Source organism: Paraburkholderia sp. GAS42 (assembly GCF_050436565.1).
Classification (GTDB): Bacteria; Pseudomonadota; Gammaproteobacteria; order Burkholderiales; family Burkholderiaceae; genus Paraburkholderia.
The window spans coordinates 165,793-190,912 of record NZ_JBNDML010000010.1 but is presented as its reverse complement, the minus strand read 5'-3'; the positions used below and the strand labels follow the sequence as shown (position 1 = coordinate 190,912).

The following is a 25,120-nucleotide window of genomic DNA, read 5'->3' as shown; positions in this document are numbered from 1 at the left end:
TAAAAAAGCCCGTCGCTATGTGCGACGGGCTCTCCTTGCGTGGACCGGAAACGAAGCACTTACTTCGGTGTGACCTGTACGGCGGCCGCGGACACGAACACGGCATGCACGGTATCGCCCACCTTCACGCCGCTCAGATCGATATCAGGCCGCGCTTCGACGGTCTGCGTCTGATACGGCCCACGCAACGTGACCAGCCGCTTCTTGCGATCGATCTTCTGCACAGTAGCGAGAATCTCAATCCGACGCGCCGATTCGAAGCCGCCCGATGCAGGTTGATACACCTGCGTATCGACACGTTTGCGCAGGCCCGCATCCGGGCCCGTCACCTTGTCGGCCGTGAGCAGCAGTGCATTCTTGTACAGCACGTCGACGCTATCGCCTACCTTGAGCCTGTCGAAATCCGTCACCTGCTCACTCACCACGACGATGACCACATTGCCGCCGAGCCTTTCAACGTCAGCGTACGCGAGGCGGGTTCGATGCCGATGATCTGTGCTTTCATGTGAACCGGGTGTACCGCCTCGATCACGCTCTGCGCCTGACTCGCGAGCGAGTCCTCCGCCCACACGGGTTGCGTGACGGCCAGCGTCAGCAGCAAGGCTGTTCCAATGGTCGCTACCTTCATCGAATGTTCTCCTTTGAAAGACGGGTCCAGCGCTTTTGAATCAGATGCACGGCGGGTTTTGACGGCAAGGAACGGCACAATCGAATGGATCATGCTCACGACCGAAACAGTCGACGGCCTCAGGCGAAACGATTGTACAGATGAAGCGTGAAGCGAAGTCTTTGAAGCATCGAGCATAAAAAAAGGGAACCGCGTACGGGTTCCCTCGTGTGCCCTGAAAAGCCGTCTGGCGCGACGGACCCTTAAACGCGTTCGATCGCGATCGCGATGCCCTGCCCGACGCCGATGCACATCGTGCACAGCGCAAAGCGGCCCTTCGTGCGTTGCAACTGATACATCGCGGTCGTGACCAGACGCGCACCGCTCATGCCGAGCGGGTGGCCCAACGCAATCGCACCGCCGTTCGCGTTCACGCGTGCATCATCGTCGGCAACGCCGAGCATGCGCAGCACCGCCAGGCCTTGCGACGCGAAGGCTTCGTTCAGTTCGATCACGTCAAACTGGTCGATGGTCATGCCAAGGCGTGCGAGCAGCTTCTGCGTTGCCGGTGCCGGGCCGATGCCCATCACGCGCGGCGCCACGCCTGCGGTCGCGACGCCGAGCACACGTGCGCGCGGTACGAGGCCAAAACGCTTTGCGGTTTCTTCATTGGCGAGCAGCAAGGCTGCTGCGCCATCGTTCACGCCCGATGCATTGCCCGCTGTCACCGTGCCATCGGGGCGCACAACGCCCTTCAGTTTAGCCAGCGTTTCGACGCTGGTTTCGCGCGGATGCTCATCCTGCGACACGATCACCGGATCGCCCTTCTTCTGCGCCACCGACACCGACACGATTTCCTGCGCGAGCGTGCCGTCGCGTTGGGCACGGGCCGCTTTCTGCTGGCTGCGCACTGCGAACGCATCCTGATCGGCACGACTGACGCCGTAATCCTGCGCGACGTTTTCACCGGTTTCCGGCATCGAATCGACACCGTATAGCTGCTTCATCAGCTTGTTGACGAAGCGCCAGCCGATCGTCGTATCGTAGATCGCCGCTTCGCGCGAGAAAGCGCTGCTGGCCTTGTTCATCACGAACGGCGCGCGGCTCATGCTTTCTACACCACCCGCCACCATCAATGCCGCCTCGCCCGATTTGATCGCGCGCGCCGCGATACCGACTGCGTCCATGCCCGAACCGCACAGACGATTGACCGTGGAGCCCGGGACGTCCATCGGCAAACCCGCGAGCAGCAGGGACATGCGCGCGACGTTACGGTTGTCTTCACCGGCCTGATTGGCGCAGCCGTAGATCACATCGTCGATGGCCGACCAGTCGACGTCCTTGTTGCGTTCCATCAGCGCCTTGAGCGGCACCGCGCCCAGGTCGTCGGCGCGAACCGACGACAACGCGCCCGCATAGCGGCCGATCGGCGTACGAATTGCATCGCACAGGAAAGCTTCAGTCATGTGGTGTCTCCAGTTGTGAGCTGCGCCGCTTCGCATGTCCGGCCAGCAGCATGGCGCGAAATCCGCCCGCCAGCCGGGCATCGTTCACGATGAGCGGAACAGATTCCGTGAAGCCCCGCCGCGTTGCAACGGTGACATCCCACGTCGCTCATCGCGGGGCCGGAATGATCGGAATCGGGATCGAAATTGTTCTACATACGAACACAGTGTCGAATAGCGAACATCAAGGCTCAATAGTAGGGGTCAGCGGGAGCCCGTGTCAAGCCGCTCCTGGTTCAGGAAAGGGTATACGTGCAGCGCAAAATGTGCCGGAAAGCCGTTCTCCTCATCACGTGCGCGACAGCCAGGCCTTGAGCCACCCGAGCCCCGCCGACGTGCCCGCGCGCGGCCGGTATTCGCAACCGATCCATCCCTCGTAACCCAGCGAATCGATCAGTTCGAACAGATACGGGTAGTTGATTTCGCCGATATCCGGCTCATGCCGCTCAGGTACGCCCGCGATCTGGATGTGCCCAATGCGCGCCATATCGCGTCTGAGCTTCACGGCAAGATCGCCTTCAACGATCTGGCAGTGATAACAGTCGAACTGCACCTGCAGGTTCGCTGCACCGACTTCCGCGCAGATCGCCTGCGCGTCGTCCTGACGCTCAAGAAAATAGCCCGGCATATCACGCGTATTGCCTCCTGCATGGCGGGTTTTCGTCCGTCTATCATACAAAGAGTTGCAGCCCTGCACGCGGCCATACAAGGTGTTGCTGCCGCGAAGGTTGGCGAAATGCGGGCCATAGGCTATCGTCACGGCTTTCCAGGCAACTCCGCCGCCCATCGCTTTTCCCCTGAGGCACATGAGCAAAGCTCCTCACGCGTCCCCGCCGTTGTCCGCCAACGTCGCGGATACACCGGAAACACCCGAAAAACCGGGCGATTCGTACGTGCAGTCGTTCGCACGCGGTCTCGCCGTGATCCGTGCGTTCAACGCCGAGCGGCCCGAACAGACGCTCACCGACGTCGCCGCCGCGGCCGGCCTCACGCGGGCGGGCGCGCGCCGCATCCTGCTCACGTTGCAGACACTCGGCTATGTCGAAACCGAAGGACGTCTTTTCCGGCTCACGCCGAAGATTCTCGATCTCGGCTTCGCGTATCTGACGTCGATGCCGTTCTGGAATCTCGCAGAACCGGTGATGGAGGAGCTGTCAGGGAAGGTGCATGAAAGCTGCTCGGCGGCCGTACTCGATCGAACGGAAATCGTCTACGTGCTGCGCGTGCCGACGCACAAGATCATGACGATCAACCTCTCGATCGGCAGCCGTTTGCCGGCCTATTGCACGTCGATGGGCCGCGTGCTGCTGTCCGCGCTCGACGACGAAACGCTCGACGCGACGCTCAGCTCCACGCCGCTCTATGCGCACACGCCACGCACGGTCACCGACAAGGACGAGCTGAAGAAGCTGATCGCGCAGGTGCGCCGCCAGGGATGGGCGATTGTCGATCAGGAGCTGGAGGGGGGTCTGATTTCGCTGTCCGCGCCGATCCGCAACCGCCAGGGACGCGTGATCGCCGCGATGAATATCAGCGGCAACGCGCAGCGTAATTCTGCAAAGCAGATGGTGAAGGCGTTTCTCGAACCGCTGCAGCACGCGGCGCAGACGGTGTCGGAACTGGTCGCGCGACGCGGATAAACCGCAGTCGCGCCGATCCATCAGACCCGTTGGCACGGGCCCAAAACGTTATTGCCCGAGATAACGCTCGACGAGCCGCGTCCAGAACGCAGCGCCAACCGGCAGGTTGAAATCGTTGAAGTCGTAGTGCGGGTTGTGCACCATGCAGCCGTCTTCGCCGACGCCATTACCGATGCGCAGGAACGTGCCCGGCCGCTCCTGCAGCATGAACGCGAAGTCTTCGCTGCCCATCAGGATGTCGGTCTGCGCGACGACCTTGTCATCGCCGACCAGTTCGCGCGCCACTTCGACCGCGAATTCCGTCTCCGCGTGCGAATTGACGACCACCGGATAGCCTTCGATATATTCCACGATCGCCTTGCCGCCATAGCTCGCGGCCTGGCCCTCGGCGAGTTCCTTGATGCGCTGTTTCAGCAGCGCGCGCACTTCCTCGCTGAACGAGCGCACGCTCAGTTCGAGTTTCGCCGTGCCTGGAATCACGTTGTTCGCGATGCCCGAATGCATCGATCCCACTGTAACGACCGCCGGTTGCGACGGATCGACATTGCGCGCGACGATCGTCTGCAACGCCATGACGATGCTCGCCGCAATGACAATGGGATCGACCGTCAGATGCGGCCGCGCCGCGTGGCCGCCGACGCCTTCAATGGTAATGATCGCCTTGTCGCCCGCCGCCATGAACGCGCCCTTGCGGAACAGCAGCTTGCCCGGTTCGGCGCCCGGATGATTGTGCAGGCCGAACACGGCGTCGCATGGAAAGCGCTCGAAAAGGCCATCTTCGATCATTTTCTTCGCGCCGCTATCGATGCCGGTCTCTTCCGCCGGCTGGAAGTACAGGTGCACAGTGCCGGAAAAACGCCGCGTCGCGGCGAGATGCTGCGCGGCGCCCAGCAGCATCGTCGTGTGGCCGTCGTGGCCGCATGCGTGCATCTTGCCGTGCTCGGCGCTCGCATACGGCAGGCCGGTCTGCTCGACGATCGGCAATGCGTCCATATCAGCGCGAATGCCGATGCTGCGCGTGCCGTCGCACAGTTTCATCGTACCGACCACGCCTGTCTTGCCGACTCCGCGCGTAACCTGCCAACCCCACGCTTCGAGCTTTTCAGCGACAAGCGCCGCGGTCGCGACTTCCTCGTAAGCGAGTTCGGGATGATGGTGAATGTGGTGGCGAATCTCGCGCAGGCTTTCGGCGGCGGGAACAAGATCATCTACTTCGGCAAAACGCGGTGCTACGGTCATCACTTACTCCATCCATTCGAGCCAGGTCGCGCCGCGCAGGTTGCGGCAAATGGCGAGCATTATATCGACGCCATTCAGGCTCGATGCCATGCCATTGATTGCCCTGACCTGAAAGTTCACCGCAGATTTATCGACGCGACGCCGCCCGCCGCACGACTTCGACGAACGCATGGCCCGCGTCTTCGAGCGCGCCGGAATTATCGATGACAGTCAGCGATACGCCTTCCGGTAACGTAAACGTGGCGCGCCGCGCAAGACGCGCGGCCACCTGCTCCGGCGTTTCGCGCGCCCGCGCGCCGAGGCGCGCTTCGAGAATATCGGGGGCCGCCTTCACATGCACAACGATCGCCCGCGGATAGCGAAGCAGCGCTTGCGCCAGATGCGCTCTCGAACCATTGACGACCACCGTGCAGCCGCGCGCAAGCCATGCGTCGAGCTCGATGCCGATGCCATAGCGCAACGCATGGCTCGACCACTCGAGCGCGAAGAGACCCAGCGCGGAGCGCGCCTTGAATTCGTCGAGCGTCAGTGCGACGTGGTTTTCGCCCTCGCCCGCCGGACGCGTGATGTAACGATGCGCGAACACGACCGGCTCACCCGGCACTTTTTCGCGCGCAAAGCTGAGCAGCGAATCCTTGCCGGCGCCGGATGGTCCCATTACATAGATCAAATGGCCGCTCATTGTGTCTCCATCGAAGCAGTGCAAAACGCATGACACGGCCGACCGGGAAAAAGATGGCCGCTTCCGTCGGCTCATTCTAACGCGGGCGTCGTAACGTCCCGGCGCTAGAGGCAGCGCTCGAAAGCAGCCAGCAGGCCGCGGATCCGGCCAGCAAAGCCCGGCCCGTGCACATCCGGCAGTGGAATCGTTGCTCGTTTCCGGCGGTACAAGGCGACGCAAAACCATGGAAGGCCCGCGTCCGGGCCTGCTTGGACCTGGCCCCAGTCCAGCCCCTCAAGCTGTCATCCACCTTTCACTCAACCCTTCAAAAGCGCTTTGCTCAGCGTCCACATTGGCGTCTAATGCGCATGTACGTTTGCTATCCGGTGTTTCACTAGCTACGCGGATTTTTTTTCTTGGTAAGCTTGGCCCGCGCTGCTGGCCCTGGCTGGCAGACGATAACCATGTCCGGCCGCAACTCGCGCCGGGCAGTGCCTCGCAGCGGCACAACCGATGCGGGGCAATTTGAACCACTCCGAGGAGTAAATAAGTGAAAAAACTGCTGGCGACTTTGACGATTGCCCTGCTTGCCACCGTCTCGATTACCGCACACGCTAAAGACTGGTCCACGATCCGCTTCGGCGTCGACGCCAGCTATGCCCCGTTCGAATCCAAGGGTCCGGACGGCAAACTGGTCGGCTTCGACATCGACCTCGGCAACGAAATCTGCGCGCGCCTGAAGGCAAAGTGCGTGTGGGTTGAAAACGATTTCGACGGCATGATCCCGGCCCTGAAGGCCAAGAAGTTCGACGGCGTGCTGTCGTCGATGTCGATGACGCCGCAACGCGCTGAGCAGATCGCCTTCTCGTCGAAGCTGTTCAACACGCCGACGCGCCTGATCGCCAAGAAGGGTTCGGGCATCATGCCGACGGCGGAATCGCTGAAGGGCAAGAACGTGGGCGTGGAGCAAGGCACGATCCAGGAAACCTACGCGAAGACGTACTGGGAAGCGAAGGGCGCGAAGGTTACGCCGTACCAGAACCAGGACCAGGTCTATGCCGACCTGCTGTCGGGCCGTCTGGACGCAGCCCTGCAAGATGCAGTGCAGGCTGACATCGGCTTCCTGAAGACGCCGCGCGGCGCTGGCTTCGAGTTCGTGGGCAAGGATCTGGACGATCCGAAGATCCTCGGCAACGGTGCTGGCATCGGCATGCGCAAGGAAGACACGGATCTGAAGGCCAAGGTCGACAAGGCCATCGCCGACATCATCAAGGACGGCACCTACAAGAAGCTCGAGAAGAAGTACTTCGACTTCGACGTGTACGGCGGCTGATCCGGGACGGCGCGTTTTCGGGCGCGCCATGCCAGGCTGATCAGGCTGACGAAACGGGCTCTGCGGTATGCGGAGCCCGTTTTGTTTTGGGCTTCGCTGTGTGCATCGTTCAGGGCGCCGGTCCCGGCAAAAACACCGCGCAACGACCGCTACGACCAGGTGGGAAACCCCGCCCGCGGGCCAGAATCGGCTAAGATCGAATCATTCGCAGCCTTTCGACCACGATGCGATCCACGTTTCACATCGCCCGGACCCTGCACTTCATCCTCTTTGTTCATAGCTTTCATACCCTGCAACCAACCGAAAACGCCGCCGGCTTTGTGCTCGCAGCGTCTGAAGAACCATGCAAACCCAGACCCATCCGCTGATTTCCCCGACGCTCGGCACCGCGCGCAACCTGACGAGTTTTCACTACGGCGCCGGCGGTGGACAGAAGATTTATATCCAGTCGTCGCTGCACGCTGACGAACTGCCCGGCATGCTGGTTTCGCATGTCCTGAGCCAGAAGCTGGCCGCGCTCGAAGCGGCCGGCAAGGTGCATGGCGAAGTCGTGCTCGTGCCGGTCGCCAATCCGATCGGGCTAAACCAGCATGTCCACAGCCATCTGGCGGGACGCTTCGAAGCGAACAGCGGCCAGAACTTCAACCGCAATTTCTACGATCTGGCCGGGCTCGTGCAGCCCGTCATCGAAGCGCGCCTGACCCGCGACATCGACGAAAACCGTCAGGCCATCCGCCGCGCGATGCGTGAAGGTCTCGACGCGCAGCAGCCGAAGAACGAACTGGAATCGCAGCGTCTTGCGCTGCAAAAGCTCTCGTACGACGCCGACGTCGTGCTCGATCTGCATTGCGACTGGGAAGCCGCGATGCACATCTACACCAACCCGGACATCTGGGCGGAAGTCGAACCGCTCGCGCGCTATCTGGATTCGAAGGCATCGCTGCTCGCGCTCAATTCGGTGGGCAACCCGTTCGACGAAATCCACAGCTTCGCCTGGTCGGATCTGCGCAGCCGTTACGGCGACCGCTTCCCGATTCCGAATGGCTCGGTTTCGGTGACGATCGAACTGCGCGGTCAACGCGATGTATCGTACGAACTCGCCGAGCGCGACGCGCAGGCGATCGTCGAATATCTGACGCACCGTGGCGTGATCGAAGGCACGGCTGCCGACATGCCGCCGCTCGAATTCGCCGCGACGCCGCTCGCCGGCAACGAACCGATCATCGCGCCGATCACGGGTGTGGTGGTGTACCGGCCTGCGGTCACCGTGGGCGCGTGGCTCGATGCGGGCACGGAGATCGCCGATATCGTCGATCCGTTGACGGGCCAGGTCGCGACGCTGAAGAACGCGGTGGCCGGCGTGCTGTACGCGCGACATTCCGCGCGTTTTGCGACGGCCGGGCTGGAAGTGGCGCGCGTGGCCGGCGCGAAGGCGTATCGCACGGGTTCGCTGCTGTCGGCTTGAAGCGCTGACCTCGCAGATCGCCGCTGCTGCAATGAAAATCGCCCGCTGATGCGGGCGATTTTTTTATGCCGGAGCCATCCGCTGCAGAGCGCTGCACATTGCGACGCCGCTTAGAACGCCGGCACAATCGCGCCCTTGAACTGCGTGTCGATGAACTTGCGCACATCGTCGGATTCGTACGCGGCCACGAGTTTCTTCACCCACGGCTTGTTGCGGTCCTGATCGCGCACGGCGATCAGGTTGGCGTATGGGCCTTTCAGGTCTTCGATGCCGATCGCGTCCTTCGTCGGCTGCAGGCCGGCCTTCACCGCGTAGTCGGTGTTGATCGACGCGGCGTCGAGGTCGTCGAGTGCGCGCGGCAATTGCGCGGCATCGAGTTCCACCAGCTTGATCTTCTTCGGATTTTCCGCGACATCAAGCGGCGTCGCGTTGACGCCGTTCACGCCGGCGCCTGCCTTCAGCTTGATGACGCCGTATTTCTGCAGCAGCAATAACGCGCGATTGCCGTTTGACGGGTCGTTCTGGATACCGACCTTCGCGCCTTCCGGCAGGTCCTTCAGCGATTTGTACTTCTTCGAGTAGAAGCCCATCGGCGACGTGTACGTCAGGCCGACATTGACGATCCTGTAGCCCCGCTGCCTGATCTGGCTGTCGAGAAACGGCTGGTGCTGAAAGCCGTTCGCGTCGAGATCGCCTGCGTCGAGCGCGGCGTTCGGCTGCACGTAATCGTTGAATTCGATCACCTTGACCGTCAGGCCGTCGCGCGCCGCGACCTTTGTCACGACCGACCAGATCTGCGCGTCGGGACCGCTCATCGTGCCGACCTTGAGAACCTTGTCGTCGGCGCGCGCGACTGTTGCTGCCAGCGTGACGCCGGCTGTGGCCAGCGCGGCGAGTGTCTTGATGAGTGTTCTGCGCTGCATACGTTCCCCGTTGAATCCATGAATGTTGGATGCGCATCGTCACACAACGCTCTCGCCGCGATAACCAATGATTTCTCATACACATATTCACGCAGGCGCGCGGAGCATAGGTGCGAGGCGCCTGCGCGATTTCGTCCTCCCCGTGACGCGGTTGTCGCGTGCGCGCGACACATTCCTATAAAAAACCGGGCTGTCATATTCACTTCCCGGCGTTCACTTACATTGCGGTCCATCGCATGACCAGCCATAGAGCGAGGCGTGGCGATCGCATCTTTTCTAATCGGAGAAACGTCTTGAACAAGAAAGTACTGACCACCGCTCTACTCGCAACATTCGCAGGAGCGGCACACGCGCAAAGCAGTGTCACGCTGTACGGGATCATCGACGCGGGTATCAGCTATGTGAACAACGCCAGGGTTGGCACCACGCACGACAAACTCTTTAAGTACGACGACGGCGTTGCCCAGGGCAGCCGTTGGGGCCTGCGCGGCACGGAAGATCTCGGTGGCGGCCTGAAGGCAGTCTTCGTGCTCGAAAACGGTTTTAACAGCGGCAACGGTACGGCCAGCCAGGGCGGCGCGATGTTCGGCCGTCAGGCATACGTCGGCCTGACGAAGGACGGCATCGGCTCGTTCACGCTGGGTCGTCAGTACACGTTCAACACCGATTATCTCGGCTCGCTCTATTCGACGGGCGGCCAGACGGTTGCGGGTAACTACGCTTACCACATCAATGATATCGACCAGCTGACGTCGAGCCGTATCAACAACGCCGTCAAGTTCAGCAGCGCGAATTTCGCGGGCTTCACGTTCGGTGCGTTGTATGGCTTCTCGAACGCAGCGGGCGCATTTGCGGGCTCGCCTGGCACGGTGGCGGCACCGACCAGCGGTTCGTCGCGCGCGTACAGCTTTGGCGCAAACTACGCCATGGGTCCGTTCGGCCTCGGCGCGGCTTACACCGACATCCACTATCCGAGCCAGGCTGTGCCGGCATTTTCGACGTCGCTCGCCAACGTCTCGCCGCCGGCCGTCGGTGGCGCTTCGATCCGTGACCTGCGCTCGTACGGCGTGGGCGGCCGCTACGTCATCGGACCGGCTACGATGTGGGCGTTGTACACGAACACGCGTCTCGAAGCCATCACGGGCTCGGCGACGACGTTCGCAGCGTATGAAGTCGGCGCGAAGTACGCCGTGACGCCGGCGCTGACGGGTGGCCTCGGCTACACGTACATGCACCTGTCGAACGCCAACACGGGCCACTGGAACCAGGTCGATGCAAGCGTCGACTACGCACTGAGCAAGCGTACCGACGTGTACCTGCTCGGCATCTACCAGCAGGCGTCGGGCCACAACGGCACGCAGGACCTGCAGGCACAGATCGGTTCGAGCACCAGCTACTTCGGCCCGTCGGGCCCGGGTGCGGACAATCAGGTCGCAGTGCGCGTGGGTCTGCGCGCCAAGTTCTGATCGTAGTGGCGTGATTCGCCGGTGGGGCTCAAAAGCCCCACCGAACGAAGCAAAAAAATGCCGTTCAGTGTTCAGCTGAACGGCATTTTTGTTTGCGGCATTTGCTGCCGGGCTGCTTCGAGCGGAGCGACTGGAAAGCGAAGCGAAGATCGAACCCTCGCGCTTACGACGCCCGCCTCAACACGCGCACCGGCCGGCAATGCCTCAACGCGGCTTTTTGCCTCCTTTTGCACGCCTTGCACCTACCCCACCGCCGCTTCTGTTACTCTGCGGCCTTTCCCCCGCCTGACTTCGAATCGATGGAAATTCCTTTCAATGAGCGCGGCGTGTCAGTCACGCGCAATTCGCTTTCGGCCTCCGGCCAGGTCTTCTCCTTGCGCGAGATCCAGAATGTGCGCGTCGTGACCGTGCAGAAAAACAGGATCGTGCCGGTCGTGATTTCGCTCGCGGGCCTGGTCGGCGCGATCGTCGGTGGCGTCCTCGGTTCCCCGGCGGGACTCGTATGTGGCGTGATGCTGATCGTCGTCGGCGCGCTGTCGTGGCTCACGCAGGACGTCACGCATCGCCTGATCGTCGAAACGCACGACGGCGAGCGCGAAGTGCTGTCCAGTGTCGAGAAGGACTTCGTCGTGCACGTCGAGCAGACTGTGCGTCAGGCAAAGGCTGCCCAGCAACACGCCGCGGCAGCAGCAGGCGCGGCCGCGCAAGCCAGGCCGCAGGCATAACGCCTGTCACGCTGCAGCGAACGCGCTGCGGCTGCGTCGCGTGCCGTGCCTGGTCGTGCCCCCTCGTGCCCCCTCGTGCCTCCTCGTGCCTCCTCGTGCCTCCTCGTGCCTCCTCGTGCCGTTAACACAAAATTAACCCCGCACGCACGAGCTTTATCACGGGCTTTAGACCCGCATCGATACAGTGGTCGCGTATCAACAACGCGCGCCGGCACGCCACTGCCGGTGACCATCGATGCTTCAGTCCACTGTTTCTGCCGTCGTTCCCATCCGGCGCACCGCGCGCACCTTGCGCGCGACGCGTCGCACACACGAGGTCGTCTCGCTCGTCACGATCGATATCACCGTGCCCGGCACCGCCTCGGCGGAAAGCCGGCGCGCGCTGCACGCCGCCCTCGGCGACGACCTGCGCCTCTATGTGATGACCATCGACCGCTCGAACGAGCGCGTCACCTTCCGCGCAGAAATCACCTCGCGCACGCTCGACGATGTCATCTGCGCGCTGACCGCCTCGCTTGACCAGGCGACGCTCGGACGCGCGATGGCGACCGTGCTGCGTCGGCCGCGACAGAACTGATCCGCGGCCTTGACACATTGTTTCAAGTGCGCGCGGCCAGCCGCGTACAGTGAGCGCCCCGTCATTCCGCGCTCACTGCGAAACAGGTGCACATGCTCAAGTCTTTCCTGCGCGGCCGGCTGGCCGTTGTTCTTCTGTCGACATGCGTCGTGGCCGGCGCCCTGAGCAGCTGCTCGACCCCGATCACCACACCGACGCCGCCTCCGCCTGCCGCCAGCCTCCTCAACGGCGGGCAGGACGGCGTGCTGATTCCGCTGCATGTCGAGCGCAGCGATCAGGGGCAGTCGCGTCTCGGTTTGCCGGTGCAGGTCGACGGCAAGGCGGTCTACATGATGCTCGACACCGGCACGCAGGGCGTGCGCGTGCTCTCGTCGGTCCTGCCGCGTTCGGACTATCCGTCGGTGGGTGGCAGAACGTTGACGACGTTTGCGAACGGCGCGCAGGTGTCCGGGCCGCTTGTCAAACTGCCGGTTGGCCTGGTCGGTGGCAAGGCGTTCGACGTGACGGCGCAATCCGTCGACGATGTCCGCTGCCAGCCAGGCGCCAAACGTTGCGTCGCCATGGACGGCTATACCGGTGAATTCGGCTGGGCATTTTCGGGCATCGTCGGTGTTGGCGCGGAACAGCCCGACGACACGTGCTGCACGCAGCCGCTGCGGGCGCTGCCCGGCAACATCGGACTGCGCTACCTCGTGCACGCGAACCTCGCGCGGCCCTATCTCGTGCTGAGTCCGTCGAAGGCCGTGAGCAGCGAATTCGCGATGTTTCCGATGACTGCCGGCAACGATGGCGCACGCCCATGGCCGACCGGTTGCGTGCAGGTCGCCGACAAAATGCGCTTCTGCGCACCTGTCGTATTCTCAACGGGCGGCGTGGGCATGATCCGCATCGAAACGGACACGACACCCAACTGGCTCGACGACGATGACGAAGGAAAGGTGCTCAAACAGGGCAACTTCGATACGGCGTTGGGCGTCGGTTCGTGGGTCCATCGCTTCGACGCCGCGCAGGTCACGATCGCGAAGACAAAGCGCGGACGCAACCGTATCGTGATCGGCCTGATGGCGATGCAACACATCGACGTGCTGTTCGATTTCGCGCGCGGCCAGGTCGGCCTGCGCGCGACGAAGCCGACGGAAGCGCTCGGCGGCTGAGTCACCAGACCCGAAAAGATGCGGCGAGGCCAGAACAAAACCCAGCCTCGCCGCATCTTGAAGCACCCGCGCCCAACGCAGGGATCAGCTCATCTCCAGCGGCTTCACATGCCAGATGCCATGCGCGTACTCGGTGATCGTGCGATCCGACGAGAACTGGCCCATACCGGCGACGTTTTCGATTGCGCTTTCGGTCCACGCGCGCGTGTCGCGGAAGCGTTCATCGACAGCCCGCTGCGCCTCGGCAAACGCGACGAAATCGGCCAGCACCATGTAGTGATCGCCCCAGTCGACGAGCGTGTGGAAGATGTCCGAGAAGCGCAACGGATCTTCCGGCGAAAAGAAGCCGGTACGAATCTGGTCGAGCGCGGTATGCAGTTCCGGGTTCTCTTCGTACAGCTGTCGCGGGCGATACCCTTTCGCCCGCAGATCGTCGACCTCGTCCGCGGTGTGACCAAAGATGAAAATATTCTCGCGCCCTACCGCATCGCAGATTTCGATGTTCGCGCCGTCCATCGTGCCGATGGTCAGCGCACCGTTCAGCGCGAGCTTCATGTTGCCGGTGCCCGATGCTTCCGTGCCCGCCATCGAAATCTGCTCGGACAGGTCAGCCGCCGGAATGATGAGTTCGGCGACGCTCACCCCATAGTTCGGCACGAACACCACCTTCAGCCGGTCGCCGATCACGGGGTCGCTGTTCACCTTCGCGCCGACATCGTTGATCAGCTTGATGATCGTCTTCGCCATCCGGTACGCCGACGCCGACTTGCCCGCGAACATCACGACGCGCGGCACCCAGTCACGCTCAGGATGCGCGCGAATCTGGTTATAGCGGACGATCACATGCAGCACGTTCAGCAACTGCCGCTTGTACTCGTGAATACGTTTGACCTGCAGATCGAAGAGCGCTTCCGGATCGATCGACACACCCGTAGCGTGCGAGAGCCGATGCGCGAGCCGCAACTTGTTCTGCCGCTTCGCCTCATGGAACGCGGCCACAAACGCGTCGTCGTTACGCAGTTCGCGCAGCTTCGCGAGTTCGAAGAGATCGCGCCGCCAGTGCGTGCCAATCTGCTGATCGATCAGCGACGACATCGACGGGCTCGCCTGCGCGAGCCAGCGCCGCGGCGTAACCCCGTTCGTCACATTCGTGAAGCGCTCAGGGAACATATGCGCGAAGTCGGCAAAGATGTGCTTTGTCATCAGTTGCGAATGCAACTTCGATACGCCATTCACCTTCTGACTCGCGACAATCGCCAGATGCGCCATACGCACACGCCGCTGTCCGTATTCATCGACGAGTGAAATCCGGCGGATCATTTCCGCGTCGTGGCCAGACTTCTCGCTGACGTGCTTCAAAAACTCCGCATTGATCTCGAAGATGATTTCGAGGTGTCGCGGCAACAGACGCGCGAGCATTTCGACATCCCACGTTTCGAGCGCTTCCGGCATCAACGTGTGGTTCGTGTACGAGAACATCAGTTCGATGTGTTTCCACGCCTTGTCCCACGGCACGTGATGCACGTCGACGAGCAGACGCATCAGTTCCGGAATCGCCAGCACGGGGTGCGTATCGTTCAGATGCACCGCGACCTTTTCTGCGAAACGCCCGAACGTGCTGTGCGTGCGTTGATATCGGCGGATCAGATCCTGCATCGTGGCCGACACGAAAAAGTACTCCTGCCGCAGACGCAATTCGCGACCCGCGGGCGTCGAATCATCCGGATACAGCAGGCGTGAGACGTTTTCCGAGGTCTCTTTCGCTTCGACTGCACGCCGGTAATCGCCGCGATTGAATGCAGAAAGATCGAGTTCCTCGGTGGCGCGTGCGGACCACAGGCGCAGCGTGTTCGTCGCGCTCGTCGCATAGCCCGGGATCACCGTGTCGTATGCCATCGCGTTGACGTGCTCGGTATCGATCCACTCGATATGGCCGTCGCGCTGCACCGTGCGTCCGCCGAAGTGCACCATATACTGCACTTCCGGCCGCGGAAATTCCCATGGATTGCCGGCGCGCAGCCAGTAATCCGGCGTCTCGACCTGCTCGCCATCGACGATCTGCTGACGGAACATCCCGTATTCGTAACGGATGCCGTAACCGAAACCTGGGATACCCAGCGTCGCCATCGAATCGAGAAAACACGCGGCCAGCCGGCCGAGGCCGCCGTTGCCGAGCGCTGCATCGGGCTCGAGATCGGTCAGCGCTTCCATGTCGACGCCGAGATCGTGCAACGCTTCCTTCACCTGGTCGTAGATGCCGAGCGCGAGCAGCGCGTTCGTAAACGTGCGGCCGATCAGGAATTCCATCGACAGGTAGTAGACGCGTTTCACGTCCTGTTCGTACTGAAGACGCGTGGTCCTCATCCAGCGCGCGACGAGACGGTCGCGCACGGCGAGTGCCGCCGCGTGCAGCCAGTCCTGCGGGCGCGCCGTCACGGCGTCCTTGCCGACGCCGTACATCAGGCGGTTGGAGATGGAGCGCCGTAGCGCGTCGACGGTACTGTTGAGCTGGTCGAATTCCAGATCCACGGTTGTCATCGAAGCCTCCGGGTTGTGCCTGTGTGGCGCGCTCCGGCCGCGCGGTCGGCGGGCGGAATGGCGCGTGCCGGTCAGGCGGTTAAATTAGCAGAGTAGGACATTTGCGGCTTCGCGTCATTGGCAGCGCCAATCGGGCGACCCGCATAAGCCTTCTCTCGAATGAACCGATGTAGCCCGTTTCCGCACGAATCCAGTGCATCCGGCGCGATGGGCTGCACCCGGTGCACTAACATGAAATGGCGCACACACAGCGCCGAAGGCCGCCAGCGACGCGCACGCGATCGTCACAGCCGGGTCCACGGAGAAAGCGCCATGAACGTACAGACAATGCTCGGCATGTTCCATGCCCAGGAGCTTTTCCTGGTCTCAGTGGTGCGCTCGATGCCGCCCGACGCGCGGCGCAGGATCGCGGACGAATTCCAGACGCAGGTCGAGCTTGCAGAGGCGCCGCATCTGGCCTCATCCCACGATCGCGACACCACAGAGGCATTCAAGGCGCATATCCGCAAGCTGTCGATCCTGCTGGCTTCGCTTTCCTGAGGCGCACGCGCGCGTGGATGTGGCAGGCTCGCGGCAGCCCTTCTGCTGGCGTTGGCATCATTGTGCGTCCGGTTTATGTCACCCGCGCACGTGCTTGTGGGCATGCGGCGGGCCTGACCGTTAGTTGCGTTATGTGCGCATGACCGAAGCTGTGCCTGTAAGAGCTTTCAATCGCCTTCCTCCCTGCGAGGCCGCCAGCAGGAATCCGGCTCGTCTGTAACAATTGCTGAATTAGCGTGCGTCGACCTCCTTGAGGCGACGCACAGCCTTGTGATTGCCCTCAGCAACCCCTAACGAGCCAGCCTTTGTCCGACCCATCCACCCTGCCGGGCCATCTGCGTCGCGACGACGCGCCCATGTCGCCCACCGATCGCCGCGCAATGGCCGCGATCATGCTCGCCGTCGCGCTCGCGACGCTCGATACCGCCATCGCCAACACCGCCCTGCCCGCCATCGCCGCCGATCTGCACGCCGCGCCGGCCGCGTCCGTGTGGATCATCAACGCCTACCAGCTCGCGATGGTCGCGACGCTGCTGCCGCTCGCCGCACTCGGCGACATCCTCGGACATCGGCGCATCTATATCGGCGGGATCGTTGTGTTCACCATCGCCTCGCTCGCGTGCTCGGTCGTCTCGACGCTGCCGATGCTGACCGCCGCGCGCGTGCTGCAGGGGCTCGGCGCGAGCGCGATCATGAGCGTCAACACCGCGTTGATCCGCTATCTGTTCCCGCCGCATCGGCTTGGACGCGGCCTCGGCGTAAATGCGCTGATCGTCGGCGTATCGTTCGCCGTCGGGCCGACGGTGGCTTCGCTGATCCTGTCGGTCGCATCGTGGCCGTGGCTCTTCGCGATCAACGTGCCGCTCGGCGTCATCGCGCTGACGTTCGCGCTGCCCGCCCTCCCGCATACGACGCGCGGCACGCATCAGTTCGATCCCATCGCCGCGTTGCTCAACGTGATCACGTTCGCGGCGCTGATCTTCGCGCTCGGCGAAGCGGCGCAGCGCGCGCCGCTGCGCACCGTGCTGACGGCGGCGGCCATCGCCCTCCTGTTCGGATTGCTGCTGATGCGCCGCGAGTCGGGTCATCCCGCGCCGATGCTGCCCGTCGATCTGTTCAGACGTCCGGTGTTTGCGCTATCGGCTGTGACCGCGGTGTGTTCGTTCGCGGCGCAAGGGCTCGCGTTCGTGTCCCTGCCGTTCTACTTCGAAGATGTGCTGCATCGCAGCCAGGTTGAAACGGGGTTTCTGATGACGCCGTGGCCGGTCGTCGTGGCACTCGCTGCGCCCATCGCCGGACGGCTGTCGGACCGCTATCCGCCCGGTTTGCTCGGCGCGATCGGCCTCGCGATACTGAGTGCGGGGATGGCCTCGCTCGCGTTGCTGCCGCCGTATCCGCATGTCATCGACATCGCGATACGGATGGCCGTGTGCGGAGCGGGCTTCGGCTTCTTCCAGTCGCCGAACCTGAAGGCATTGATGGCGAGCGCGCCGCCCGAGCGCAGCGGCGGCGCGAGCGGCATCATCGCGACCGCGCGTCTGCTCGGCCAGACGACCGGCGCGGCGCTGGTTGCGTTGAGCTTTGGCATTGCGGGCCGTCATGGGCCGACGCTCGCGCTGAGCACTGGAGCGGTGTTCGCCGGCGCCGCTGCCGTCGTCAGCGGACTGCGACTGCTGGCACCGTCGCATCGTGCGAGCGGCTACGTCGAAACGGCCACAAAGTGAAAGAGAAAGTGAAAGAAAAACGGCGACCGGCTGGGAAGGCGGGTCGCCGTGATCGACATGGGTTGGGCGCCTGTCAGTCTGTCAACTGATCGCCGGCTCAATGGGCGACCAGTAACGGCTCAGAAACCGGTCAACGCGCTCAACGCACAAAATAACCCTTCACTGCAGCAAGAAACGTATCGATATCCGCACGCGAGACGTCCATATGCGTCACAAATCGCGACGCATACAGCATCTGCGTGAGAATGCCCCGCTCCTTGAGCCACGCTTCCAGCGGCGCGCAGTCTTCCTGCGGAAACTGCGCGAACACCATGTTGGTCGCCACCGACTGCACCTTCACCTGATCGATCTGCCCGAGCCCGGCGGCGAGATGCGCAGCGTTCGCGTGATCGTCGGCGAGACGCTCGACGTTGTGATCGAGCGCATACAGGCACGCTGCCGCCAGCACGCCCGACTGCCGCATACCGCCGCCCAGCACCTTGCGCCAGCGATGCGCGCTATCGAGCAGCGCCTTGCTGCCCACCAGCACCGAGCCGACCGGCGCGCCCAGTCCCTTCGAAAAGCAGATCGACACGGAATCGAACGGCTCGCACAGCGTCTCGATCGACTGCCCGGAACCGACCACCGCATTGCAGACGCGCGCGCCGTCCAGATGCGTTGCGAGCCCGCGCTGACGCACGAACGCGACCGCTTCGGCCACGTAACCCGCCGGCAGCACCTTGCCGCCGATCGTGTTTTCGAGCGCGAAGAGACGCGTGCGCGCGAAGTGATCGTCGATCGGCTTGATGGCGGCGGCGACCTTGTCGAGCGGCAACGTGCCATCGGCGGCATTTTCGAGCGGTTGCGGCTGGATGCTGCCCAGCACGGCCGCGCCGCCGCCTTCGTATTTGTACGTGTGCGCAAGCTGGCCGACGATGTATTCGTCGCCGCGCGCGCAATGCGCCATCAACGCGGCGAGATTGCTTTGCGTGCCGCTCGGGAAGAAGAGTCCGGCTTCCTTGCCGGTGCGTTCGGCGACCGTCGCCTGCAGCCGCAGGACGGTCGGGTCGTCGCCCCAGACGTCGTCGCCCACTTCGGCCGACGTCATGGCGGCCAGCATCGCCGCTGTGGGACGCGTGACGGTATCGCTGCGCAAATCGATCATGTGTATGTCCTGTACAGGCTGTCGGAGCCGTGCGGCGCGGTGAAGGTTCGCGGCGCCCCGGCGGATGGACCCGATAGTGTATGCAAATATGTTGAGAACCGCACGAACGCCGAGTGTCGCTCGATCACGTGGGCGAATCAGCCGCCCGGCTTCGGCAGCAAACTCAATGGATCGACCGGCTTGCCGCCGCTGCGCACCTCGAACTGCATCGAGCCGGAGCCGTTCGCGTCGGCGCCCATCTCGGCGATTGTCTGCCCCTGCGTGACCGCGTCGCCTTCCTTCACGAGCAACGCGCGGTTGTGGCCATACGCGGTGATGATCGTCGCGTCGTGCTTGATGATGATGAGCGGCCCGTACGCCTCCATGCCGGTGCCGGCGTAGACCACGCGCCCGGCCGCCGACGCCTTGACCGGGTCCCCGGGCTTGCCGCCGATCACGATGCCTTTTCTTGCTGCATTGAACGTCGACAGGATCGGGCCGCGCACGGGCCACATCAGCCGGACTGTCGATGCCTCCGCCGCGGGCGCGCCGCCAGCCGGCGGCACGACACCGCCCGGACCCGTCACGACCGCGGACGGCGGCGCGACGCGCAGGATCTGCCCCGCCGTGACCGGCGCGCCCGGTGCCAGGTGGTTCCAGCTCGCGACATCGTCCGCGCGCTGACCGAACGCGGTTGCCACCGACAGCAGCGAATCGCCGGGATTCACGCGGTAGTAACCCGCGGGCACGCCGCCTGAGGACTGCTGGTACGACTGGAGAGGCGGGCTCGGGCGCGTCGCGTCGGTCCATGGGACGATCGTGCATGCGCCCACCGATATCGCCACGCCTGTGACAAGCACAACCTGCGCCGTTCTGAGCGGCCATGCTGGTGTCATCGTTCGTCCTCGCTCCTGTTGCACTGCGTCAGACGCTGCCCCCGGTTTCGATCACCAGAATGCGCGCCTCACCGATCGGATAAGCGACATGCTCTGTACCCATAGACGCGTAAAACACATCGCCAGTTTCCAGAATGGCCGATTGTTCGTCGCCTTCGATGCGATATCGCATCTCCACCCGGCCATCGAGCACGGCGAACACTTCCTCGCCGTCGTTGACGTGCCATTGATAAGGCTGGTCGGTCCAGTGAAGGCGGATCGAGATGCCGCGCATGCTGGCAATGTCGAGCGCGCCCCACGGGCGGCTGGCTGTGAAGTTCCTGCTGCGGATGATTTTCATGGTCGTGCCGTGCGTTCCGTGTTCGCGGCGCGATCAGGCCACAATCAGGTCAATCATGCCAATCACGTGCGATCTCGTGCGTGGACCCGGCCGACCTATGCGTGCCGGGTCGGATGCATGGAGAGGAATATGCTGCCCGGGAGAAGGTGCCGGACCATTATATGACCCGTCAACCCCGCGCAGGCCGCCGGGGGCCCGTGCTGGCAGCTTTTGAAACGGAATCGGCGGTCCGGAGGCTGCATTGATTACCCCCGGCGCTGGCCTATACTGCCCTTTGCTGCCGCGACGCACCGCGGGTGAGCCGATTGCCGATTACCGCGATGTCCTGTCCGCGAGGAGTTCGAGGATGAACAAAGCCACATTTCTGGCCCTGCAGCTCAACGTCGAGGATGTCGCGACGTCGCCTGGGCTGGCGGAGTTGCTGAATACGCACCTCGTCTTTGCCACCGATGTCGCCGAGGCCGCCGACGCCCTTGTCCAGCTGGCCAGCATCGCCCGCCTGTCGAGCGGCGTGGAGGCGACCGTGGAACTGCCCGCGGTCGCGATCGAGCGATTACGTGAGGCGCTCGACACCTTGAGCGGCTACGACGAAACCTGGCTGCTCGCGCTGGAGCCCAGCCGCGAACTTTTCGACGATATTGGCCGCCGTCATCGCACGCTGCACTGAACCATAAAAGAAAACGCTGACCGGAGCGATCCGGTCAGCGTTTTTTATTGCAATCCAGCTTAATTGCCGAAGAAAACCGACAGCGGACCCGGCTTTTCAGCGCGTGCACCGACTTGCGACGAACCGTTCGTCGCTGCGCCGTAGCTGGTGTTCACCGGCGTGCCGTTCTGCGCCGCGATGCGGGCTTCGGCTGCCTCAATGTGAACAGGATAGCTGTTACGGTCGTCGAGCGGGCTGTAGCCGGCCTTCTGGAGTTGCACGAGTTCTTCGCGGACCTGAGCGCGCGTAACCGGTTCGTTCGACTGGGCAAACGACACAACGGGCGCGGCGAGGACGGCTGCAACAACGGCTGCCTTGATCAGTGCTTTCATGGTGACTACCTCCGGACATGTACCTGGATCGCTTCGGGACCGTGCCCTTCAGCGTATTGGTGCAAGTCTAGAGAAGTCGGCTCATAGGGAAAACCACTAATCCGGGTAATATCTATTTCCGTAATCGCAACAATCCCGACGCTCGGATGCCGCTTGTCGACGGCACTCGCAGGCATTCCAGCAACAGTTCACGCGGCACAGATAGCGGGCCCGAAGGCACCGCCACTGCGCCGGTAGCAAACGCTACTCGATGACGCTCAGGACCAGTTCGCGTGGAAGCTGCCCGGCTTGTCGACGCGCTCGAACGTATGCGCGCCAAAGAAGTCACGCTGCGACTGCACGAGATTCGCGGGCAGGCGCTCCGAACGATATCCGTCGAAGTACGCGATCGCCGAGGCGAACGCCGGCACCGCCACCCCCGCCTGCACCGCTGCGACGACCACATCGCGCAACGCGCCCTGGTACTTCGTGGCGATATCGTTGAAGTACGGATCGAGCAGCAGGTTCGCGATCGTCTTTTCTTTCGAATAGGCGTCGGTAATCTTCTGCAGGAAGCGGGCGCGGATGATACAGCCGGCGCGGAAAATCTTCGCAATCGTGCCGTAGTCGAGATCCCACTTGTATTCGTCCGAAGCCGCGCGCAGTTGCGCAAAACCCTGCGCGTACGAAATCACCTTGCTGAAGTACAGCGCACGCCGCACCGATTCGATGAAGGCCGCCCGATCGCCGCTGAACGCCTTCTTCTCCGGCCCGGTGATGACCTTGCTGGCCGCCACGCGCTGATCTTTCAGCGACGACAGCACGCGCGCGAACACGGCTTCGGTGATGAGCGGCAACGGCGCGCCGAGATCGAGCGCGTTCTGGCTCGTCCACTTGCCGGTGCCCTTCTGCGCGGCGCGATCCAGAATCACATCGACGAGATCCTTGCCGGTTTCGTCGTCTTTCTTGCCGAAAATCTTCGACGTGATTTCGATCAGGTAGCTGTCGAGTTCACCTTCGTTCCATTCGGTGTAGACCTTGCCAAGCTCCTCGTTCGACAGGCCGAGCACCTGCTTCAGCACCCAGTAGCTTTCGGCGATCAGCTGCATGTCGCCGTATTCGATGCCGTTGTGCACCATCTTCACGAAGTGGCCCGCACCGTCCGCGCCCATGTACGCAACGCACGGCTCGCCGTCCGGCGCCTTCGCGGCGATTTCGGTGAGGATCGGTGCAACCAGATCGTACGCATCGCGCTGTCCGCCTGGCATGATCGACGGGCCTTTCAACGCGCCTTCTTCACCGCCTGACACGCCCGTGCCGATGAAATGCAGGCCCGCTTTCGCGAGTTCCTGGTTACGGCGGATCGTATCGGTGAAATGCGTATTGCCGCCGTCGATCAGAATGTCGCCCTTTTCCAGCAGCGGCTTGAGCGATGCGATGGTGGCATCGGTCGGCGCGCCGGCTTTGACCATCATCAGGATGCGGCGCGGCTTTTCCAGCGAGTCGACGAATTCTTCCAGCGTGTAAGCCGGCACGAGCTTGCGATCCGGATATTCGTTGATCAGCTCGTCAGTTTTTTCGCGGGTCCGGTTGAAGACGGAAACCGCGTGACCGCGGCTCTCGATGTTGAGCGCCAGATTGCGGCCCATGACCGCCAGCCCCACCACGCCGATTGCCTGCTTGCCCATGATGTGAATTCTCCAGATTCCAGAAAGACGGGATGCCGCGACGGATTGCTGCCCGCGCGGCGTCGAGGGTGAAAGGATAAAAGAAATGGCCGGATGCCGCTTGTCTGCGACACATACGGCGCACGTTAGCGCTTGCGGAACACGAGACTGAAGTTGTTCGCGGGCATCGCTACCGGTTCTTCCCCTTCGAACGCCGCCGCAGCGGCCAGTTCCACGACGGCTTCCATGTCGCGCACGCCCCACTCGGGATTGCGGCTCCTCAACTGCTGATCGAAGGCTTCATTGCTGTCAGCCGTATGCGCGCCGTTGCGGCGGTACGGTCCGTAGAGAAAGATCACGCCGCCGCGCTCCAGTATGCGCCCGGCGCCGGAAAAGAGCGCCTCGGTCGCGGCCCACGGCGAGATGTGGACCATATTGATGCAGACGATTGCGTTCGCGGCTTCGATGCCCCACGGCGTACGACGCACATCGAGCGCGAGCGGCGCGCGTACGTTCGCGAGACCCGCATGCGCCGTCCACGCAGCAATCGAAGCGCGCGCGTCAACGTCAGGATCGCTCGGCTGCCATGTGAGTCCGGGAAGCGCCGCCGCGAAATGCGTCACATGCTGGCCGGTGCCGCTCGCGATCTCGAGCACGGTGCCCGTTTGCGGCAACGCGTGTTGCAGCACGGCAAGAATCGGCTCGCAATTGCGTTCCGCGGAAGGCGAGCGCTGTCGCAGGTTCGGATTCGGTGTGTTCATCATTTCGGTAAAAGGGCGTGCGCGGGTTATGCGCCGGGTCGTGCGCCGGCTTCTGTCGCGAGCTTCGCTGCAAGTGCCGTCAAGGCGTCGGCGCAGGGCGCGGCTACTTTCAGCGCGAGCAGCGGATCGGCGCGCGTTTTGCCAAGATTGATCGCAGCAACGGGTTTGCCCGCTTTCCCAGCCCACACGCAGAAGCGATAACCGGAATAGACCATCAGCGACGAACCCACGACCAGCACGGCATCCGCGGCTTCAAGCGCACGCCCGGCCGACTCGACGCGTTCGCGCGGCACGTTCTCGCCGAAAAACACCACCGAGGGTTTCAGCAGACCGCCGCAGGTTGGGCACGGCGGAACGCGGAATGTATCCAGATCGTGCCATTCGAGATGCGCATCGCCATCGGCGGCGGGTTCCGCGCTGGCTTCGAGCAGCGCCGGGTTCTCTGCTTCGAGCGTGTGCTGGATGGCGGCGCGTGCATGCTGCGCGCCGCAGTCCAGACACGTCACGCCGCCGATACTGCCGTGCAGTTCGATCACGTCCGTGCTGCCCGCGCGTTGATGCAAGCCGTCGACGTTCTGCGTCACGAGCGTTTCAACGTGACCGGCGGCTTCCAGCTGGGCGAGCGCGCGATGCGCCGCGTTCGGCGCGGCATCGGCGACCACCGGCCAGCCGATCATGCTGCGTGCCCAATAGCGTTTGCGGGAATGCTCGGCGCCGAGAAATTCCTGCAGCGTGATTGGTGGCGAGCGCTTCCACTCGCCGTTTTCATCGCGATAACCGGGAATGCCGGAATCGATACTGATGCCCGCGCCGGTCAGCACGAAAAGCCGCGGATAACGCCGCACGAAATCATGCAATGCAGACAGCGCTTGCGGTTCGATTGCGGAGGTGCCGCTGGCGGCGGTCGCGGGTAACCGGGGTTGGTTCATGAACGGGGACGGCTGGGCTTTTTTTCGTGAGCACCACGGGAGCCACGCGTGCGATGGCGCGCTTCCCATGCGGCGAGCGCGACCCGATAGCGCTCGAGCTCGTCTGCGTAAAGATCGAAAATGCACGGGTCGCAACCGCTGCCGCAACAATCCTCGAGCTCCGGCTGCCTGGGCGGCACCGGCATCGGGTCGTCCTCGGTCGAAGCTTCGGGCACGACGGTATCCGGATGATGACTGGGATCAAACAGTATAGGGGGAACCCGCCCGGCGCGCTGCCGGCCGCCGCGAAA

Annotated in this window: 23 protein-coding genes and 2 pseudogenes; 10 read left to right on the top strand and 15 right to left on the bottom strand. The window is 63.1% G+C overall.

Annotated elements, in window-relative coordinates; all coding sequences use genetic code 11:
- Window positions 1-59 precede the first annotated feature (59 nt).
- The 3 genes and pseudogenes from P3T16_RS17040 to P3T16_RS17030 all read right to left on the bottom strand — a co-directional run.
- Window positions 60-628, bottom strand: a pseudogene (locus P3T16_RS17040) (hypothetical protein).
- Window positions 629-870: 242 nt separating this feature from the next.
- Window positions 871-2,073 carry a 3-oxoadipyl-CoA thiolase gene (gene pcaF, locus P3T16_RS17035; protein WP_429258381.1) on the bottom strand — a complete coding sequence of 401 codons (1,203 nt, stop codon included), beginning with the start codon at window positions 2,071-2,073 and terminating at the stop codon, window positions 871-873.
- A gap of 328 nt (window positions 2,074-2,401) precedes the next feature.
- A pseudogene (locus P3T16_RS17030) lies at window positions 2,402-2,752 on the bottom strand (TIM barrel protein); the annotation flags it as partial.
- A 166-nt stretch (window positions 2,753-2,918) separates the two neighbouring features.
- On the opposite strand from P3T16_RS17030, the gene P3T16_RS17025 reads away from it, so the two are divergent.
- Window positions 2,919-3,752 (top strand): IclR family transcriptional regulator, encoded by an 834-nt coding sequence (locus P3T16_RS17025; protein WP_429343149.1) that lies wholly within the window; start codon window positions 2,919-2,921, stop codon window positions 3,750-3,752.
- Between the two features lie 48 nt (window positions 3,753-3,800).
- Here P3T16_RS17025 and P3T16_RS17020 read toward each other — a convergent pair whose 3' ends face one another.
- The gene (locus P3T16_RS17020; protein ID WP_429343148.1) at window positions 3,801-4,991 is read right to left on the bottom strand and encodes a M20 aminoacylase family protein; all 1,191 of its coding nucleotides are present in this window, start codon (window positions 4,989-4,991) and stop codon (window positions 3,801-3,803) included.
- A gap of 127 nt (window positions 4,992-5,118) precedes the next feature.
- Window positions 5,119-5,673 (bottom strand): phosphonate metabolism protein/1,5-bisphosphokinase (PRPP-forming) PhnN, encoded by a 555-nt coding sequence (gene phnN, locus P3T16_RS17015; RefSeq protein WP_429258385.1) that lies wholly within the window; start codon window positions 5,671-5,673, stop codon window positions 5,119-5,121.
- A gap of 529 nt (window positions 5,674-6,202) precedes the next feature.
- Here phnN and P3T16_RS17010 point away from each other — a divergent pair.
- Both P3T16_RS17010 and P3T16_RS17005 read left to right on the top strand, forming a co-directional pair.
- On the top strand, window positions 6,203-6,985 hold the full coding sequence (locus P3T16_RS17010; protein ID WP_429258386.1) for an ABC transporter substrate-binding protein: 783 nt from the start codon (window positions 6,203-6,205) through the stop codon (window positions 6,983-6,985).
- A 343-nt stretch (window positions 6,986-7,328) separates the two neighbouring features.
- Window positions 7,329-8,450: a succinylglutamate desuccinylase/aspartoacylase family protein gene (locus P3T16_RS17005; RefSeq protein WP_429343147.1), complete on the top strand. Its 1,122-nt coding sequence runs from the start codon at window positions 7,329-7,331 to the stop codon at window positions 8,448-8,450.
- Between the two features lie 110 nt (window positions 8,451-8,560).
- Here the strand turns inward: P3T16_RS17005 and P3T16_RS17000 are convergent, their stop codons facing one another.
- Window positions 8,561-9,373: a MetQ/NlpA family ABC transporter substrate-binding protein gene (locus P3T16_RS17000; RefSeq protein WP_429343146.1), complete on the bottom strand. Its 813-nt coding sequence runs from the start codon at window positions 9,371-9,373 to the stop codon at window positions 8,561-8,563.
- A gap of 293 nt (window positions 9,374-9,666) precedes the next feature.
- Here P3T16_RS17000 and P3T16_RS16995 point away from each other — a divergent pair, with 293 nt between their 5' ends.
- The 4 genes from P3T16_RS16995 to P3T16_RS16980 all read left to right on the top strand — a co-directional run bounded on the left by P3T16_RS16995 (window position 9,667) and on the right by P3T16_RS16980 (window position 13,295).
- Entirely contained in the window at window positions 9,667-10,839 is a 1,173-nt protein-coding gene (locus tag P3T16_RS16995; protein ID WP_429343145.1) for a porin, read from the top strand.
- Between the two features lie 299 nt (window positions 10,840-11,138).
- A complete protein-coding gene (locus P3T16_RS16990) occupies window positions 11,139-11,564 on the top strand; it encodes a DUF6232 family protein (RefSeq protein ID WP_429258390.1) in 426 nt (141 codons plus the stop codon).
- Window positions 11,565-11,799: 235 nt separating this feature from the next.
- Window positions 11,800-12,141, top strand: a complete 342-nt coding sequence (locus tag P3T16_RS16985) for a hypothetical protein (protein ID WP_429343144.1) — start codon at window positions 11,800-11,802, stop codon at window positions 12,139-12,141.
- Window positions 12,142-12,233: 92 nt separating this feature from the next.
- On the top strand, window positions 12,234-13,295 hold the full coding sequence (locus P3T16_RS16980) for a hypothetical protein (protein WP_429258392.1): 1,062 nt from the start codon (window positions 12,234-12,236) through the stop codon (window positions 13,293-13,295).
- 84 nt (window positions 13,296-13,379) lie between these two features.
- Here the strand turns inward: P3T16_RS16980 and P3T16_RS16975 are convergent, their stop codons facing one another.
- Window positions 13,380-15,833, bottom strand: coding sequence for a glycogen/starch/alpha-glucan phosphorylase (locus P3T16_RS16975; RefSeq protein ID WP_429343143.1), 2,454 nt, complete (start codon window positions 15,831-15,833; stop codon window positions 13,380-13,382).
- Between the two features lie 312 nt (window positions 15,834-16,145).
- Here P3T16_RS16975 and P3T16_RS16970 point away from each other — a divergent pair, with 312 nt between their 5' ends.
- Window positions 16,146-16,373: a hypothetical protein gene (locus tag P3T16_RS16970; RefSeq protein WP_429258394.1), complete on the top strand. Its 228-nt coding sequence runs from the start codon at window positions 16,146-16,148 to the stop codon at window positions 16,371-16,373.
- Between the two features lie 356 nt (window positions 16,374-16,729).
- Entirely contained in the window at window positions 16,730-18,097 is a 1,368-nt protein-coding gene (locus tag P3T16_RS16965; RefSeq protein WP_429343191.1) for an MFS transporter, read from the top strand.
- 139 nt (window positions 18,098-18,236) lie between these two features.
- Here P3T16_RS16965 and ltaE read toward each other — a convergent pair whose 3' ends face one another.
- The 3 genes from ltaE to P3T16_RS16950 all read right to left on the bottom strand — a co-directional run bounded on the left by ltaE (window position 18,237) and on the right by P3T16_RS16950 (window position 20,456).
- A complete protein-coding gene (gene ltaE, locus P3T16_RS16960) occupies window positions 18,237-19,241 on the bottom strand; it encodes a low-specificity L-threonine aldolase (RefSeq protein ID WP_429343142.1) in 1,005 nt (334 codons plus the stop codon).
- Between the two features lie 137 nt (window positions 19,242-19,378).
- Window positions 19,379-20,116, bottom strand: coding sequence for a peptidoglycan DD-metalloendopeptidase family protein (locus P3T16_RS16955; RefSeq protein ID WP_429343141.1), 738 nt, complete (start codon window positions 20,114-20,116; stop codon window positions 19,379-19,381).
- Window positions 20,117-20,144: 28 nt separating this feature from the next.
- Window positions 20,145-20,456, bottom strand: coding sequence for a cupin domain-containing protein (locus P3T16_RS16950; protein WP_429343140.1), 312 nt, complete (start codon window positions 20,454-20,456; stop codon window positions 20,145-20,147).
- A gap of 346 nt (window positions 20,457-20,802) precedes the next feature.
- Between P3T16_RS16950 and P3T16_RS16945 the strand changes: the two genes are divergently transcribed.
- A complete protein-coding gene (locus P3T16_RS16945) occupies window positions 20,803-21,123 on the top strand; it encodes a hypothetical protein (protein WP_429258398.1) in 321 nt (106 codons plus the stop codon).
- Window positions 21,124-21,182: 59 nt separating this feature from the next.
- On the opposite strand, the gene P3T16_RS16940 is transcribed toward P3T16_RS16945, so the two are convergent.
- The 5 genes from P3T16_RS16940 to P3T16_RS16920 all read right to left on the bottom strand — a co-directional run bounded on the left by P3T16_RS16940 (window position 21,183) and on the right by P3T16_RS16920 (window position 25,015).
- On the bottom strand, window positions 21,183-21,494 hold the full coding sequence (locus tag P3T16_RS16940) for a DUF4148 domain-containing protein (protein ID WP_429258399.1): 312 nt from the start codon (window positions 21,492-21,494) through the stop codon (window positions 21,183-21,185).
- A 257-nt stretch (window positions 21,495-21,751) separates the two neighbouring features.
- On the bottom strand, window positions 21,752-23,161 hold the full coding sequence (gene gndA, locus P3T16_RS16935; protein WP_429258400.1) for an NADP-dependent phosphogluconate dehydrogenase: 1,410 nt from the start codon (window positions 23,159-23,161) through the stop codon (window positions 21,752-21,754).
- 125 nt (window positions 23,162-23,286) lie between these two features.
- Entirely contained in the window at window positions 23,287-23,901 is a 615-nt protein-coding gene (locus P3T16_RS16930; protein ID WP_429258401.1) for a DUF938 domain-containing protein, read from the bottom strand.
- A 26-nt stretch (window positions 23,902-23,927) separates the two neighbouring features.
- The gene (locus tag P3T16_RS16925; protein ID WP_429343139.1) at window positions 23,928-24,830 is read right to left on the bottom strand and encodes an NAD-dependent protein deacetylase; all 903 of its coding nucleotides are present in this window, start codon (window positions 24,828-24,830) and stop codon (window positions 23,928-23,930) included.
- Window positions 24,827-25,015: an oxidoreductase-like domain-containing protein gene (locus P3T16_RS16920; RefSeq protein ID WP_429258508.1), complete on the bottom strand. Its 189-nt coding sequence runs from the start codon at window positions 25,013-25,015 to the stop codon at window positions 24,827-24,829. Before P3T16_RS16920 ends, P3T16_RS16925 begins: the two co-directional genes overlap by 4 nt.
- Between the last annotated feature and the right edge of the window lie 105 nt (window positions 25,016-25,120).